Annotated in this window: 8 protein-coding genes and 2 CRISPR repeat arrays; of the genes, 1 reads left to right on the top strand and 7 read right to left on the bottom strand. The window is 68.9% G+C overall.

Annotated features, from left to right (window positions below):
• The first annotated feature begins 575 nt into the window (after positions 1-575).
• Complete coding sequence (locus IPL40_10985; protein ID MBK8481686.1) at positions 576-1,916, top strand: IS4 family transposase; 1,341 nt, start codon at positions 576-578, stop codon at positions 1,914-1,916.
• 5 nt (positions 1,917-1,921) lie between these two features.
• A CRISPR array of direct repeats spans positions 1,922-2,543; the repeat unit is 36 nt; unit sequence GCTTCAATGGGGCCGCAGCTTGGTAGCTGCGGAAAG.
• A 69-nt stretch (positions 2,544-2,612) separates the two neighbouring features.
• Positions 2,613-2,884: a CRISPR direct-repeat array (repeat unit 36 nt; unit sequence GCTTCAATGGGGCCGCAGCTTGGTAGCTGCGGAAAG).
• 234 nt (positions 2,885-3,118) lie between these two features.
• Here the strand turns inward: IPL40_10985 and cas2 are convergent.
• The 7 genes from cas2 to cas3 form a co-directional block, all read right to left on the bottom strand.
• Positions 3,119-3,406, bottom strand: coding sequence for a CRISPR-associated endonuclease Cas2 (cas2, locus tag IPL40_10980; GenBank protein MBK8481685.1), 288 nt, complete (start codon positions 3,404-3,406; stop codon positions 3,119-3,121).
• Positions 3,407-3,416: 10 nt separating this feature from the next.
• Complete coding sequence (cas1, locus tag IPL40_10975) at positions 3,417-5,090, bottom strand: CRISPR-associated endonuclease Cas1 (protein ID MBK8481684.1); 1,674 nt, start codon at positions 5,088-5,090, stop codon at positions 3,417-3,419.
• A 350-nt stretch (positions 5,091-5,440) separates the two neighbouring features.
• Entirely contained in the window at positions 5,441-6,865 is a 1,425-nt protein-coding gene (locus IPL40_10970) for a DUF222 domain-containing protein (GenBank protein MBK8481683.1), read from the bottom strand.
• Between the two features lie 389 nt (positions 6,866-7,254).
• Positions 7,255-8,856, bottom strand: a complete 1,602-nt coding sequence (gene cas5u6u / locus IPL40_10965) for a type I-U CRISPR-associated protein Cas5/Cas6 (protein ID MBK8481682.1) — start codon at positions 8,854-8,856, stop codon at positions 7,255-7,257.
• 2 nt (positions 8,857-8,858) lie between these two features.
• Positions 8,859-9,890, bottom strand: a complete 1,032-nt coding sequence (gene cas7u, locus IPL40_10960) for a type I-U CRISPR-associated protein Cas7 (protein MBK8481681.1) — start codon at positions 9,888-9,890, stop codon at positions 8,859-8,861.
• Entirely contained in the window at positions 9,887-12,151 is a 2,265-nt protein-coding gene (gene csx17, locus IPL40_10955) for a type I-U CRISPR-associated protein Csx17 (GenBank protein ID MBK8481680.1), read from the bottom strand. The genes cas7u and csx17 overlap by 4 nt, the downstream gene beginning before the upstream one ends.
• Positions 12,148-14,865 (bottom strand): CRISPR-associated helicase Cas3', encoded by a 2,718-nt coding sequence (gene cas3, locus IPL40_10950; protein MBK8481679.1) that lies wholly within the window; start codon positions 14,863-14,865, stop codon positions 12,148-12,150. The genes csx17 and cas3 overlap by 4 nt, the downstream gene beginning before the upstream one ends.
• Between the last annotated feature and the right edge of the window lie 24 nt (positions 14,866-14,889).

Raw genomic sequence — 14,889 nt, 5'->3', positions numbered from 1 at the left:
AGTGCCGGTCGCGCGACGACGCTCACGGACGCGTCGAGTGCCCGGCGACCCCCCCCCCCCCCCCCCCCCCCCCCGCCCCCCCCCGCCGCGCCCCCCCCGCCCCCCGCCCCCCCCCCCCGCCCCCCCGGCCCGCTCCCCGGCTGGGTCCGGGCGATGCCCATCGGCGACCTTCCCTTACAGTGGGCTTCAATGGGGCCGCAGCTTGGTAGCTGCGGAAAGGCGTTTCGTGCGCGGTCGTCCGTCGGACTTGTGCGGAAAGCCCCCCCGCCCGCTTCCGTGCAGCGCGCCCGTTCAATGGGGCCGCAGCTTGGTAGCTGCGGAAAGCATTCGTCGGAGCCCCTCCGCGGCACAGCGGTACGGCGCGCTGCTAGCTTCAATGGGGCCGCAGCTTGGTAGCTGCGGAAAGCGCGACGCTGCGCCTCAGCGCCGACGACGCGGAGAGCTTCAATGGGGCCGCAGCTTGGTAGCTGGAGATGGGGCCGCAGCATGGCTGTCCAGTTAGGAGGAAAGCGGTGCAAGAACGATCGGTTGAGCGAGGGCTTGAAGAGCAGGGTTGGGCGTGATCAGCTCGGCGGATGAGCATGCAAGGCAGCGATGTGCGGGAGGTGTTCGAGGCGATTCTGCCGGACGAGGCGCTGACGGCGGTGGTGCAGGCGGCTGGGCTGCAGCAGCGCGAGCGGCGCCTGAACGCGCTGGTGTTATTGCGATCGATGGTGGTGTCGGCGTCGACGGGGAGGGGCGGGCGGCAAGCGGACGCGATGAAGATGTATTTCGAGTCTGGGGGGCCGAGGGTAGTGCGTGGTGGCTTCTACGGGTGGTTTGGGCCGGCGCTGGAGCGAGCGATGGAGGGGGTGCGGGACCGCGCGCTTGCATATGTCGCGGGGCAGGCGCTGGACCTGCCGGGGCTGTTGGGCCGTACGGCGCGAGACTGGCACATCGTCGACGCGACAACGGTGCGGCTCGCCGATGCGCTGATGGACGAGTATCCGGGCGCCGGGGCATATGCGGCGTTGAAGGTGCACAAGCGCTATTCGGTGGGGATGGGGACCACGGTGGCGTATCACCTCAGCCCCGCACGCGAGCACGACGCGCCGCATCTAAAGCTCGACGAGAGCTGGCGTGGCCTCGGGCTGTTGGTGGACCTGGGCTATGCTTCGCTGAAGCTGTTGTCGAGCTGCGACCGCTACGGCGTCTCGTATGTGCTGCGGCTGAAAGAGAATTGGAAGCCGAAGGTGTTGCACGTCGCGCGTGGCAGCGTCAGCCGCACGTTTGCGCCCGGAACAGACCTCGACCTCCTGCTGCAACGCGAGGTGCTCAAGCTCGACGGCAAGGTAATCGACGCCGACGTCGAGCTCGGCCATGGGTCGCGCGTGGTCGGTGCACGGCTGGTGGGCGTCTCGACCCCAAAGGGCTACTGCTTCTATCTAACCAACCTCGCTCCCGACGTTGCGCCACGTGCTGTCGCCGACCTCTATCGGGTGCGCTGGGAGATCGAACTCGACAACAAGCTCGACAAGTCCTGTTTGCGCCTGGACGACATCGGCGCCAAGACAGGCCCTGCGGTGCGTGCCCTGGTGCACGCCGCGATGGTCGCTTCGGTCATCGTTTGCATGCTTGCGCACCATCACCGCCGCCGGGAGGCGCCTCCCCCTCGCGGCAGGGCCGAGCGGACGAAGCCGCCGCTGCATCCACAAGCCCTCGCGCGTATGGTCGCCGTCGCCGCCTTTGCCATTGGCCGGGCCTTTGAGCTCTCCGGCCGCGAGGCCGACCTCGAGGTGGCGTCGCCTCGCCGAGCTATTCAACGGCGAGACCGACCCCAACTGGCGGCGCCGCCCCTCCGTCCTCGACCAAATGCGCGGTTGGCGCATCTCCCCAGGTCAGCCCAAACGGCTCCGTGTTGCCCACGCTTCGCTTAACTGATCACGCATGGGGGCCGCAGCTTGGTAGCTGCGGAAAGGCGACGGGATGCTTCGCCATCCACGACGGCGTGCTGCTTCAATGGGGCCGCAGCTTGGTAGCTGCGGAAAGGTCTTTTTCACAAACAGGATATCGCCCGGCCTGTTAGGCTTCAATGGGGCCGCAGCTTGGTAGCTGCGGAAAGACGACGCGCTGGCCCTCGCCGCGCGGGCAGGAGCGAGGCTTCAATGGGGCCGCAGCTTGGTAGCTGCGGAAAGGAGGCCGCATTTGGCCTGCCGCACCTCGCGGCAGGACGCGCTTCAATGGGGCCGCAGCTTGGTAGCTGCGGAAAGGCGCAAGCCAGCTTCGATGGTCACACGGGAGGGCTACGCTTCAATGGGGCCGCAGCTTGGTAGCTGCGGAAAGGCAGCCGAGGAGTTGGCGGCCGCGATGGACGAAGGCGACGGCTTCAATGGGGCCGCAGCTTGGTAGCTGCGGAAAGGTGAAGGTCGTTGCAGCCGTTAGCGGGCGCTCTATGGCTTCAATGGGGCCGCAGCTTGGTAGCTGCGGAAAGTGGACGTATCGGTGAGCGCGCGGGCGTTCTGTACGCCGCTTCAATGGGGCCGCAGCTTGGTAGCTGCGGAAAGATGGACAGCTGTCATTCGGTTACGAAGTCGATGTTGAGTCGCTCGACCCCCGGCGGCCCCCGCCGGCAGGCTTCAATGGGGCCGCAGCTTGGTAGCTGCGGAAAGCGTCACCAACCTCAGCAACTCGGTTCAGGCCGAGTGGCTTCAATGGGGCCGCAGCTTGGTAGCTGCGGAAAGCGGCGCGGGCGGCGTCGGGGGGTGCGGCATGATCGCGCTTCAATGGGGCCGCAGCTTGGTAGCTGCGGAAAGGCGCTTGCGACCGGCCCGACTTCAATGGGGCCGGCGGCGCAGGCCGAGCCCAGCCGCTTCAATGGGGCCGCAGCTTGGTAGCTGCGGAAAGGGCTCTGCTGAAATCGTGAGGCTCTTCGTGTCGTTGACAGCATGGTTTCGAGCGGCTGTCGCTAGGGGTCGTGCGGTGCATGGCAGTTCCTGGGCTTGCTGGCCTCGATCAGGTGCGACTTAACGCAATAACGCGGGGTTGGGTTGGCGCGAGCGGGTGCGGGGGATTTGGCACCACCGGATCGCTCGATCGCCTGAAACGGCTCTTCCCTTTTCAGCCCGCAGCAGCCGCGGGACTATATCACGGTGCAGGTCTTGGTGGCTTCTCGGTAGGGACGGCCGAGCGCCTCGACTGAGGACGCGCCGCGCCCTGGGGCCGGGCCGAGGTCAAAGAGCAGCACCTGGTCCTCGTCGTGGTCGATGACCGCGTGCAGCTCGGCCTTCAACTCGACGAGGGCCTGCTGGCTGAGGTCACAGCGGAACACAGAGTACTGCAGGTGGTCGCCGAAGCCGCGCAGAACCTCGAACGCGCGGCGCAGGCGCTTTGGGTCGCAGACGTCGTAGGTGACGATATAGCGTTGCATCTGTGCAGGCTCAGCGGGTGACGAAGACCGGCATCTCGGGGAGCTCGCCGACGAGATAGCGGGCGAAGAGGCGCGCTTGAACCTCGAGCACGCGGCGATAGCTGATGCGGTAGCCAAAGACCGGATGGGTGACGAGCTCGTTCATCCGGCGCTCGTAGGCCTCGATGAAGCGCCGGCGGGCGGCGTCCTTCAGAGCCACGGCGCCGACGCCCCGGCTGAAGTCGTCCTCGGCGACCACCTTGGTGTTCAGCGCCACGAGCACCACGGAGTCGGCGATCAGTGGGCGAAAGGGCTCCATCAGGTCGAGCGCCAGGGAAGGGCGCCCATAGCGCGGGCGGTGGTAGAAGCCCAGATGCGGGTCGAAGCCGACCGCCGTCAGCGCTAACGTCCAGTCCTTGACCAGCAGCGCGTAGGCGAACGAGAGCAGGGCGTTGACGGGGTCGCGCGGCGGACGCCGGTTGCGTCCCTTGAAGTCGAAGGCGCCGTTGAGGGGCTCGCGCAGCATGTCGGCGAAGGACTGGAAGTAGGTGCGCGCCGCCGTGCCCTCGATCCCCAGCAGGGACTCGACCGATGGGGCGACCATCGCGTGGTCCAGGTCGCGCTGGAGGTCGACCAGGGCGTTGCGCAGCTCGGCGCGCCGGTTCCTGCGCAGCATCGTGCGCTGGTTGCGGATCTTCTGCGCGACCAGCGAGCGGGCCACCGCGAGCGCCCTGCCGCCGTCACGGGCGGCGGAAAACTGACACTCGCGCAGCAGCACGTTGCGGTGGGTGAGCCCGGTGAGCATGCCGTAGAACCAGCCGCCGTAGCTGAAGAGGGTGAGCGGGATGCCCTTCGTCGCCAGCGCGCGCAGGGCCTGGGTCGTCACCTGCACGTTGCCGTAGACGGCCACCTGCGAGACGTCGCGTAGGCGCACTTGGTAGGGCTCGGCATCGCGGGTGCTCACGCGCAGCAGGTTGCCCGACTCGATGCCGAGCTTGCCCCACTGCTCTTGGAGGTGCAGCGGCTTGGCGTCGTCGCGCGCCGGGAAGAGCAAGCGCACGGGCGTGCTCTGTTGCTCCGGGTCGGGGTGCAGGTTGAGCTCGTCCGGAAGGCAGAGGCCCGCCAGCGAGCAGCCGACGCACTTTGGGCTGTCGACGAGCGGCGGCGGCGGCTGGCTCGCGGCGGGTAGGGCGCGCAGTTGCTCAGCGGCCTGCAGCGTCAAGGCTCTGAGCTCGGGTGTGATCGGGACCGTGACCCTCGTGCGGGCCGCCGCGTAGTAGAGCACGCCTTCCTGGCAGCTCAGGCCGTTCTCCTCCAGCACGATGGCCTGGGCGCAGAGCTGCGCGCGCTCCGGGTAGTAGGAGCGCTCCGCGTTCGCGGGGGGCTTGCCGCGCTTGTACTCGACCGGCGTCGCGCGCGTCCCATCGGATTCGATCAAGTCGATGCGGGCCACGATGCCGGCGATCGGCGCCGAGAGCTCCACGCTGCGCGCATGCAGCGTGGGGCCGGCAGGAGCTGGATCGCTGCGCTCCTTTTCCTCGCCACCCTCCGGCGGGGGCGAGGCTCGCGCGGGGAGGTGTCCGGCCCTGCGGTCGACGCGCCGGTGCGTCAGGCGACCGTCGACCGTGTAGTAGTTGTCGCGGAACTCCCCCTCGACCCACTCGATGTAGGCCAGACGCGGGCAGTAGACGTACTCGTTGATCATCCGCGCCGGAACCAGCAGCGGCGTGTCGAGATCGTCGGCGGTTGCACCCAAGAGCCTTCCCTCCTGCACGCAAAGGCGTGTCGGTTCCAGCTCAGCACAGCGTTCTGACATCCGGGGACAATCTCGGTTCAGCCTTGTGGGGCCTCCTCGGCGGCCCGAGCGCTGTCGCGGGTATGGGCGCAGCCGGTAGCGCTGGAGGAGCCCGGCGATCGCGCAGTGCCCCACCCCCGTCCCAGCCGCAGCCGCGGTGGACGCCCCGCGTGGTGTGCCCGCGTGGTGGACCCGCGCCGGTTCCGCTGCTGCTGGCGCTGCGCCAGCAGCGCGAAGGCCAAGCGCCGTGAGCCCCGGGGTCAGTCTGGTGCAGCCTCCCTCGCTCGCGGCGTCTTCCACAGCAGCGCGCTGACGGCCCAGTCCACGTCGAGCTGGTCGACCCCGTTCCAGGTGCTGAGGGTGGCGGCGGTGACGGGCTGACCGAGCGCGTGGCGGTTGGCGCTGGCCAGGGCGGTGGCTGCGTCGCTGTGGCTGCGCCTTGAGGCTGGCGCCGGCGCCAGCTCTCGGCCGCAGGCGTCGAAGAAGCGCAGGGTGCCATCGCTGCGGCGCTCCACCCAACAGCCGCCCTCGTGAACCTGACGGTGATGGAAGGCGCAAAGCTCGACCAGATTACCCACCGCGGTAAGCCCTCCGTCGGCCCAGTGTTCGATATGGTGCGCGTGCAGCCGCCGCGTGCAGCCGCAGCCGGGGAAGCGGCAACCACCGTCGCGATGATGCAGCGCGCGTCGCATCGGCTCGGGCACGGCGCGCGTCTTGCGGCCGATCGAGAGCGGCTCGCCACGCGAATCCTCGACCAGGCGCACGATGCTCCCGTCGCAGGCCAGGCGCCGCGACGTTTCCGCGGAAACGTGGGGGCCATGCTCGATGGCACTGCGGCCGCCCCCGGGCGCCGCGGCCTGTGCGAGCACGCGCGCGTCCACGTGCACGACGAGCTGGGCCTCAGCGGCGCGGTCGCCGCCCAATCCCTCCCCCAGCGCGGCCTCGGTTACCCGGGCCAGGGCGTCGGCTCGCCCTTGCGCCTGCCGCGTCTCGGCGAGGAGGCGTGGCGCTACTGCCAAGGCCAGCGCCACCGAGGGCTCGGACGTTTCCGCGGAAACGTCCGAGGCTCCCCTTTCCTCGGCGAGCTGAGCGTCGGCGGCCTCGAGCGCCGCCAAGAGGCGGGCGCCCTGCTCGGGCGGCAGCCGCCCGCGGAGCACGAGCATGCCGGCCTCGTCCCAGTACACCTGAAGGCCGCGCGCCTCGTGCCTGGCCCGGGCGTTCGCAGCCTCCTGCTCGGCGCTCACCGCTCGGCGATAGCCCCGAACCACGCGCTCGACGTGTGCGGCCGTGCCGCAGCAGGCGATGGCCAGCAGGTCGCCCTCCGTCTCCAGCGTCGCCACGCGGGTCAGCGCACGCACCTTGGCATAGCTCACCTTTCCGGCGGCCAGCGCCTCGCGCGTCGCGGGAAGCTCAGCGAGCGCGCGGGCGACCCGGACCTTCTCGCGCGCCGCGCCCAGCTCGATGCCCGTGCGCCAAGCGAGCCAGTGCGCGCAGGAGCGAAACCCGCTGGCCCAGCCGTCGCGCCGATCGAACTCACGGATCAGACAAAGCAGCCGGTAGGTGGCCGCATGGAGCTGCGCCGCCAGCTCGGCGATCGCCTCCCCGAGCGAGTCGAGGTCAGGCTGGACGGCGGCCTCGAGGGCCAGCGAGGGAGGGGACGAAGCGGCAAGGGCGAGATGTTGCATAAGAGCGCTCCTGGGTGGGCCAGTGTTATCGATAAAGCTAACACCAAGGTTGCGCGAACTCGTGGAAGGCTCGCTGCGGCGCTTTCGGCGGTCTTTAACGAATTTGAGCGAGCGCGGCGATGTTCATTGCGCAGCGGACGTCAGAGGCCCGCCGAGGGGCGTTGCAGCCCGACGCGGCCCTTGTTGGGCGGCGCGCGGGAAAATTGTGTCAAGAGCTAAATAGCTAGTTAGCTGCTGCTCAGCATTCTCTTTTGCATCTCGCTCGGCGGCGTGGCGCTGGGGGCGCGGCGCCGAGGTGGGCGGAGCGAACGGAGGGGCGGTCGGCTTCTTCTGGCTCTTCGTCGCGGCCTTCCTTTTTGCGCTTGCGCATGGTAGCCGCCGCAGAGGAACTAGACCTCCAGGGCGCGGAACTGTCCAAGGCCGAAGTGAGCAGCGTAGCCCAGTGAGATGGGGCCTGGGACCGGCACGGAGAAGATCAAACTGATGGCGAACCCAGCATCGACCGGCGGCGGATGGGCCGGGTGCCGCCGCACGCGAACCGCGTGTCGCAGGGCGTGGTTCTGCTCGTTCCACGGGAGCACTCGGACCTCAGCGGACGGAAGGTCGCGGGATGCAAGCTCGGCGAGCACCTGGCCCTCGATGCTGCTTGAGCCGCGTGGCTTGGGATGGCGCGGGGGCACAAAGGGCGTTTCGCTCACCCAGGCCGAAGCGCTCCCGGTCGGTCCAAGTAGCTGGCGGATGCCGACGTCGAGGGGCGAAGACAACCCGAGCAGGTCGGCCAGACTGCCCTGGCCCGCGACGGCGAGCTGAAGATCGCCCACCCCACCCCTGGTCCACGTGCGGCGCAGGGACCTGATGGCCTGCTGCGCCCTGGGGTCGAGCCCCATGGGCGCGTGGACGAGGATGTGGTCGAGATGTCCGTCGCGGTCGAGGTCCGTAGGCAGAATCGATGCGTGCCGGTGGCCTCGTAGCAGCTTGCCGCCCTCGTCCCGGCCGGTGAGCGCAGGACAAAGGACAGACTCACCGCGTGCGGCCACTGAAACGAGTGCGCGGTGCAGGAGTTCGCCCTGAGGGAGGGTTCGGGCGCGCGTTGGCAAGGCAGAGCGAGTGCCTCTCGGCGTGGTGAGTGCGAGCAGCATGGCCGCAACGTGACCGCTTGGTCTCCGGGTGTAGGCGGCGGGAGGGCCGACGGTGAGCGCGTCGCTGCGGCGCAAATAGAGCACGCGGCGCGAACCGGGCGGTTGACCCCAGCCGTGGCCCTTCCACCACGCCGTGTCTCGTTGCAGGCAGTCGAGCAGATCGGATGGGTAGCTGGCAACAGCCGCCGTGCGTTCCTTGAGCAGCTTCTTCGATGGCCGCTTCTTGGCGTCGGGCAGCGGATGGGCATCGAGGGCATTCGCCACGCTGCTCTTACGCCAATCGGCGTAGGTCTCGGGGAGCTCCGGTACCAGCAAGGAGACCTGCTCCCAATGGGGGCTGACCGAAGCATCGCCACTGTGGGGGTAGGCGTCTTGGCCGGGAGGCAGGGTGGCGTCGTCGCCGATCGCGCTGGCGACGACCCAGCTCTCGCTGCGACCGAGATATCCGAGCTGTGTGGCCAGGCTGCCGAAGAGCGTATGTGCTTCGCGAGCGAGAGCACAGGGCCAGCGCACGGCGAGCGGTTGCTGGCCAACCTCGGCCCAGGTGTCGTAGACGAGCGTCGTGCTCTCGCGGCCATTCTTAAGCGTGCCCAGCGGCATGAAGTGCCGACTGTGCGCGACGCTGGCCTGCGGCAAGCGGTAAGTCGGCAGAGTGCTCGCGAGCGCCTCGATCAGGCGGCGCGCGGTGGCAGGAACTTCGCTCCAATGGTGAGTGGCGTAGCCGCAGGCGATCAAGGCGCGAAGCAGTCGCCACGGACTCGGGGGCCACTCCACGAGGCCCTCGTTGACATGGTGCCCCGGAGGCGTGGCGTGGTAGCGCCCTCCCGGGAAGCTCAGCAGCAGGGTGGGCATGCTCAGCTCCCGTGCTCGTCGTGCTCCGCGTCGTCACTCGCTTCATCTTCGTCGGTGCTGGTGGTGTCCTCGTCCTTCCCCTTCTTGAGCGGTCCGTCGAAGACGACGGTCTCTTGCAGCATCTGCGGCGCGCACGCGGCGATGGCCGCGGCTAAGGCTGCTTCGAACTCGGCCAGGGGCGGGAGCACGAAGCCGTTGGGGCGCGTCGCGACAATCGCACCGTCTTCGACCCGCTGGAGATCGCAGGCGGTGCGCAGCCGAAGATCGCCGTCCAGTAGTTTCCGGACGCGGTGCAGCGCGAGCAGGATCAGGAGTCGCTCGGCCTCGGGCCCAAGCCCATAGCCACGGAGCTGGGCGAGATCGAGGTTGATATGGCAGTCGATACGATCGGCTGTGAACTCATCGCGCGCGAAGGGCACGTTGCCGAAGCCATCTTTGGTTACGCCCGACGGGTTTACGTGGTCGTTCTTGACGCCACCGGAGGCCGCGATGCGCACGCCGCTGGCCTCGATGAAGGCGGAGAGGGCCCGAGCCACCCGCAGGCGCCCGCCTGCCAGCTCCTTCTTTGCGAGGAACACGCCGTGGATCAGGCTGCCGATGTCGTAGCGCAGCAGCACCGCGGCGAGGAGCTTACGGTTGATCGGTCCCTCCTCGAGGCCGCCGAGGTCGGCCTTGAGCTTCTTTGCCAAGGAGGCGTCGGCCTTGTTCTCTAAGATGTAGGGGCTGTTGAGGCGATGGGCCTCGAGCATCGTGTCGGTGAGGAAGGCCCCATTGCGGGTGACCGTCACATGGGAGGTGCCGCGAAGCACCGGCACGGGGGTGTGGGCCGCGTAGTCCCAGCAGGTCGCCTCGAGGCGATTCGCCATGCTCTGGGTGCTCTCAACCAGCAGCTTGGGCCCCTGGTTCGTCTGGTAGGTGGCGGCCCCGAGGCTCGGGAAGCCGGTCGGCTGGAAGCGGTCCGACTGGATCGGACGCAGAGGCACGGTGAAGAGCAGGCGCGTCGCCTGATCGAGCGCGGTGAGATTGATGCTCATGTTAGCTCCTTGTGCTGCTGGGGATCGAAGCGTTGGGCCATCGCACGCGCGCAGCGCTGGCTGACTGGAAAGGCGAGGGCGGCGGCCCAGCGCTTCGCCGTGGCGGCATCGGCGAAAGCCGCGCGTAGTGGCGGTCGGAGGCCAGCGCTGCGCAGGCGCCGCAGCGCGAGAGCCACCGCGCCGGCGGCATCGCCGGCGAGGAGGCGGCGAATCGTTCCCTCGTCGACGGGGATCGATCGCTGGGTCTCCAGCGGCCACGGCAGGCAGCAGAGGCGAACGGCGATCCAGGCCTCGTCGGGCCAGGGGTCGCGGCGCGCCTGCGCGCATGGCGCGGAAGCGCAGCGCTCCCAGCGGACGGCCATCAGGGAGCGCGCCAGTATGGAGACGCGCTCCAGGTCAACCTCGCCCGCAAGGAGCGCGGCGAGGTCCGCGGGATGCGCGTCGCATCCGCGCGCCGACACGAGAGGCAGCCGGCGCTGGCCGTGTTGAGCCGCCTCGATCACCCGCCGTTGCACCAGCGCCCCGAAGTCCGCCACGGGATCGCGACCCATCATCACGACCCGAGAGTCGCGCCGCAGGTGTTTGTCTTGCTCCAGGAAGCGACGGCCGCCGGGCTGGAGCGGTAGCCAGTGATGCCGAACCGGGTCGTGCGGCCGGCGTGTCGCATCGTACGAGGCAGCGGCGCTGCCCAGTGCGCAAGCGAGGCGCCACTCGACGGTGCCGTCATCAGCCGCGACGATCCACTCCGGCGCGAGCGGCGGAAGCGGTCCGGCCTTGAACGCCGTTCCGCTGGCCTGCAGGGCTTCCACACTGCCCGCCGCAAGCAGAACCGCCTGCCAGCGTGGGGGAGCGTCGTCGTGGGTCAGAGCCGCAAAAACGGCGTCGGCGAGCCCGCCCTCCGCCAGTACGAGCCGTCTGGGCGCATGTTGGTCCCGGGCCAATCGCTGGAGACGATCGATCCAGGGGGCGAGATCGTCGATCAGATGCGCACGGGGCCGCGAGTAAACCCCCAGCCGTCCCAGTGGCACCGCGATCTTCGATTGGCCATTGCGCTCCAGGTACCCGAAGCGATTGAACGCAGTGATCCCGCGGGTCGCGCCGAGGCGTGACAGCGCACGGGCGACGTCGATCGGGCGGTGAGCGACTTGCCTCCCGAGCTGGAGGCGGGCCTCGCCGATCATTGCCTCCAGGTCGGCCAGACTGGTCGGGTTGGACCACAAGGGCATCCACTGCTCACCCCGATCGGCCTTCTCATGCCCCCGCGTGCCGTGGCCGGCGGCATGCGCTCGAACGGCGAAGGGGGCGCTGGCTCGGCTCGTCGCGAATGGATCGAGGCGTCGCGTCGATCGCGCACTGAAGAGCAGGGCGCCCTCAAGCATCAGGATGAAGTCCCACGGGTTGACCAGGCTGTCGCCCCCGGGACCGCTGCTGCTGTTGGCGCCTCCCGCGCCACCGGGCAGGAACTGGCCGATAGCGGCGCCGCAGAGCAGGCCATCCGTGGGTGTGTCCCATAGGCTGTGCGCGAGGAGTTCGGTCGCCGCTGGCTTGCATCGACCATCAGGCGCGGCCAGGTCGAAGAGGTCACCGAGACGCTGCATCGCGTTATTCGTGAAGTCGAGACGGCCATCGCAGCCGCCGGTGCCGAGCAGCGAGGGCCAGGCTGCGCGTCCGTCATCGAGCAACACCATCGCCGCGTCGAGCCAGCGGCGGTGCGGGCCGCGCCAGGACCGGAGGAAGGGAGTGAAGAGCTCGGCCTTGAGCGCCTTGAAGTTTTTTTCGGCAAGAGCGAGTTCGCGTTTGTGCTCGAGGTCGCTTTCCCTCGCCCGCGCGGTGCGCTTCTCCGCGTCGCTCATGCCCTTCTTCACTTTGGTCGTGGTCTTGAGCTGCCGGATGGCAGCATCGGCAGCGGCGATCTGGGCGAGGGGACCGCGGGCCGCCGCGATACCCGCGCGGAAGGGTGCGAAGCGGGCGGCAGTCGATCGCTCGATGGGATCCAGCGCGGGGTCGTCCTGCCTGTAGAAGCCTGAACCCTTGTTCCAGGGGGAAACAAAGGCCGTTGGCGCATAGCCTGTGAGCAGAAAGCGCTCCAGCTCGGCGCGCTCGAGCGTGCTCAGCAGGCAGAAGTGCTCATCTTGCCACCAGCCGCGGGCCTGCGAGTCGGGCGTTTGCTCGGCCAGGACGCGCAGGATCCCGAGTGCCTTAAGGTAGTACGCCAGCGGCGCGGGGGTGCAGCCGGCGAGATGGTGCAGGTGGAGCGTCATCGGGGTGGCTCCTGGTGCGGCGCGAAGATCGGGTCCGCGGTGGTTCGCGCGGAGGCCCGGCGGTCGGCCGCCATCAACAGCCCTTCCAGCCAAGCCAGTGCCCCCGGGCCTAGGCGCGCTATGAGCCCCAGCGTTCGTTCGCGCCAGCTGCGACCAGTTACCGCGGACAAGCCGAGCGCGGCGGGTTCGAGGGTGAGCGTCAGCGGTGTCAGCGGCGGGCCTCCAGGGTCCTCCACGGCGGCGAGCGAGGGCAGCACGTCGCCCTCCCGCACGCCGCGAATAGGCAGCCCGTGCCCATCATCGGTTGCCCGGTAGTCTTGGTCTTTGGGTCCCGCATGGAGCGCGACGCGAACCTTTCCGTGATGGCACGCGACCAGGTAGGCCAGCAGATCGAAATCCTCGGCCGAGCAGTCGAGCACGGCTTGTTCGCCTGGTGTGGGTGGGGTGGGCGCAGAGGCCTCAGGAAGCGCTTGACCCAGGAGCGGCAGCGCTTCGCGCCAGGGACCGAGCAGGGCTTCGTGCAGCGGGGCGTGACGTCTGAGAACGGCGAAGAGCGCGAGGGCGCTCGCCAGCTCGTGCCGCAGCCCCGGTCTGAGATCGCGGTCGTCGCTCGTGCGGTAGGTCTTGGGCGGCTTGGGCCACGCGCTTCTCGGCGCCTTGGCGAGATCCTGGCGAGCGGGACGCTGCTCGTGGCGGATGGCCCCCTGAAAGGCCGGGTGTGCCTTGCCCAGATCGTGCCACTGGCCAGCGAGCTCGAGGACTCGGCGCAGGTCACTACGCAGGCCCACCGCCCGGGCGATGCCCTCGGCGATTTCGACAACCTCGCGACTGTGACAGGCGATGGTCTTCCACGCGGCGACGCTCAGGCTCTCGCTGTCACCGCGCCTGTCCGCGTCGAGCTGGGCGCTGGGTCGTGCTGCTAAGGGAGGAGGTGGCACCGGAGGCACAGGAGCGCGCGAGGTCGGGTCAAAGCCGCGCTCGACGCTGTAGCCGCCGGCGTCGCTTGCGACGCAGACCAGGCGACCCGGCGTCAGCATTGCGCGGTCGGCGACCACCCACTCGCCGTCGATCCAGTCCCACGTCCAGGCTCTGACACCGGGGCGGAGCCGTGGTTTGCGACTCTTGCCCGATTCCTTGCCGCAGAGCCAGTCGCGTGCCGTGAGGAAGGGCACGGCGCACAGCTCGGCGCGGCTCGGCTGGCGCTCCGGCGGTGGTGTCGATCCAGGCCTGCCCTTCTTGCCGGGAGGTGCGTCGGTCCAGAACACGAGCACGTCTTTTTCCGTGCCGGCCCGGATGAAGCGGCTGATGTCCAGCTCGCCACCTGTGAGATCGGGTGTCGTGTCGAAGAGCTCTTCGAATTCGCGGCGGAGCAGGAGGTGCTGGGGCTCGTATGGGTAGAGTCGCGCGCGGACGTTCTCAGGCAGGTGCTCTTCGAAGAGCTCCAGCGCGGCGATGCCGACCTCGGCGCTGCTGAGCCCTTGGATCGCGTCCCAGGCCGCCTCAAGTTCTGCACTGGAGTAGGGTGGTGCGGCGAGCGCGTCGCGCCCGCGATCGACGACGACCACCGTGCCCCGTCCACCGTAGCGAGCACAGCGACCGAAGCGCTGCACCAGGCTGGGCCACGGTGCGAGGTCCGTGACGATGCACCCGGCGGAGATATCGACCCCCGCTTCGACGACCTGCGTCGCGACAATGATGCGGTTATTGCCGGGCGTACAGGCGGCGCGGCTGAGGAAGCGCTGGCGCCACCTCGCGCGCTCGGCGCCGCGAAAGCGGCTGTGAATGAGCTCGACAGGTTGCGCGGGGGCCCGCTCGCGCAGGCACGCGAAGGTCTGGCAGGCGCGGTCCACGGTATTGCAGACAACCAGGGTGATGCGGCCGTTAACGCCGTCGATCAGCTGCGCATGCTCGTCTAGCACGAGGCGAGCGAAGGACTCCGCGTCCTGCCGCGCAAGGGTGGCCAGCTGAAGCTGCTTCGTGATCGACCATGCATCACCCGTGCGCTGGTCCGCTGGTACGACGCAGGGGTCGCGAACCCATTCGCTGTGTCGGGGCGCCGTGTCGACGCTCTCCAGCCAGTCGGGCTGCAAGGTTGCGCTCATCCACCAGGTGCTTCGCGGCCGCAGTCCCTTCGGCGCGTCTTCGTCGTGAAAGGCCTGGAGCTGAGCACTGGTGGCCAGCCCAACGTCCATCAGCTGGACCTCGTCCATCACCCATAGCGCATCGTGACTGAGCAATCCGAACTCGAAGGGCCAGCGCGCGCGCCCAGTGGCGTAGCCGCGGTTCAACGCGCGGGAGAGCAACATGTCCTGCGTGCCGACAAGCACCGCGCACGCCTCAGGGAAGAGGTTCCAGTCACCGTCGGCCTCGGCGCCGCCCATGAGGGTGTGCACGCCGACTCGGCCCGTGTGGTCGGAAGCGGTATCCCAGAGCAGGTCAGTGCGGTCTAGCGCCGCTCGCACGATGGCCTCTGTCTGCTCGACCAGCACGCGCATCGGCAGACACCAGACCAACCGGCGTGGCCAGCGATCGTCGGCACGCTCGATGCGGTGCCAAGACCAGGCGGCGAGCACGCCCAGCGTCTTTCCCAAGCCCGTGGGTATGCGAATCAGGCGGCTGGCGGGGTCCGTTCTCGTGGCGAGCGTACATTGCCAGGGGTGCGGCGAGACGGACTCACCGACGACGCGCCGGAACCAGGTGTTGAAATCAGTCATCGGCCGCTCATCGTGCGATCGTTG

The organism is Pseudomonadota bacterium (genome assembly GCA_016711215.1).
Taxonomy (GTDB): Bacteria; Myxococcota_A; Polyangia.
The sequence above is the reverse complement of the archived record's forward strand: the minus strand, read 5'-3'. Positions and strand labels throughout refer to the sequence as shown.

What these genes read in the sequence shown, in the direction of transcription:
- IPL40_10985 (MBK8481686.1), top strand. Translation starts at nt 576, where the DNA reads ATGAGCATGCAAGGCAGCGATGTGCGGGAGGTGTTCGAGGCGATTCTG.
- cas2 (MBK8481685.1), bottom strand. Translation starts at nt 3,406, where the DNA reads ATGCAACGCTATATCGTCACCTACGACGTCTGCGACCCAAAGCGCCTG.
- cas1 (MBK8481684.1), bottom strand. Translation starts at nt 5,090, where the DNA reads ATGATCAACGAGTACGTCTACTGCCCGCGTCTGGCCTACATCGAGTGG.
- IPL40_10970 (MBK8481683.1), bottom strand. Translation starts at nt 6,865, where the DNA reads ATGCAACATCTCGCCCTTGCCGCTTCGTCCCCTCCCTCGCTGGCCCTC.
- cas5u6u (MBK8481682.1), bottom strand. Translation starts at nt 8,856, where the DNA reads ATGCCCACCCTGCTGCTGAGCTTCCCGGGAGGGCGCTACCACGCCACG.
- cas7u (MBK8481681.1), bottom strand. Translation starts at nt 9,890, where the DNA reads ATGAGCATCAATCTCACCGCGCTCGATCAGGCGACGCGCCTGCTCTTC.
- csx17 (MBK8481680.1), bottom strand. Translation starts at nt 12,151, where the DNA reads ATGACGCTCCACCTGCACCATCTCGCCGGCTGCACCCCCGCGCCGCTG.
- cas3 (MBK8481679.1), bottom strand. Translation starts at nt 14,865, where the DNA reads ATGACTGATTTCAACACCTGGTTCCGGCGCGTCGTCGGTGAGTCCGTC.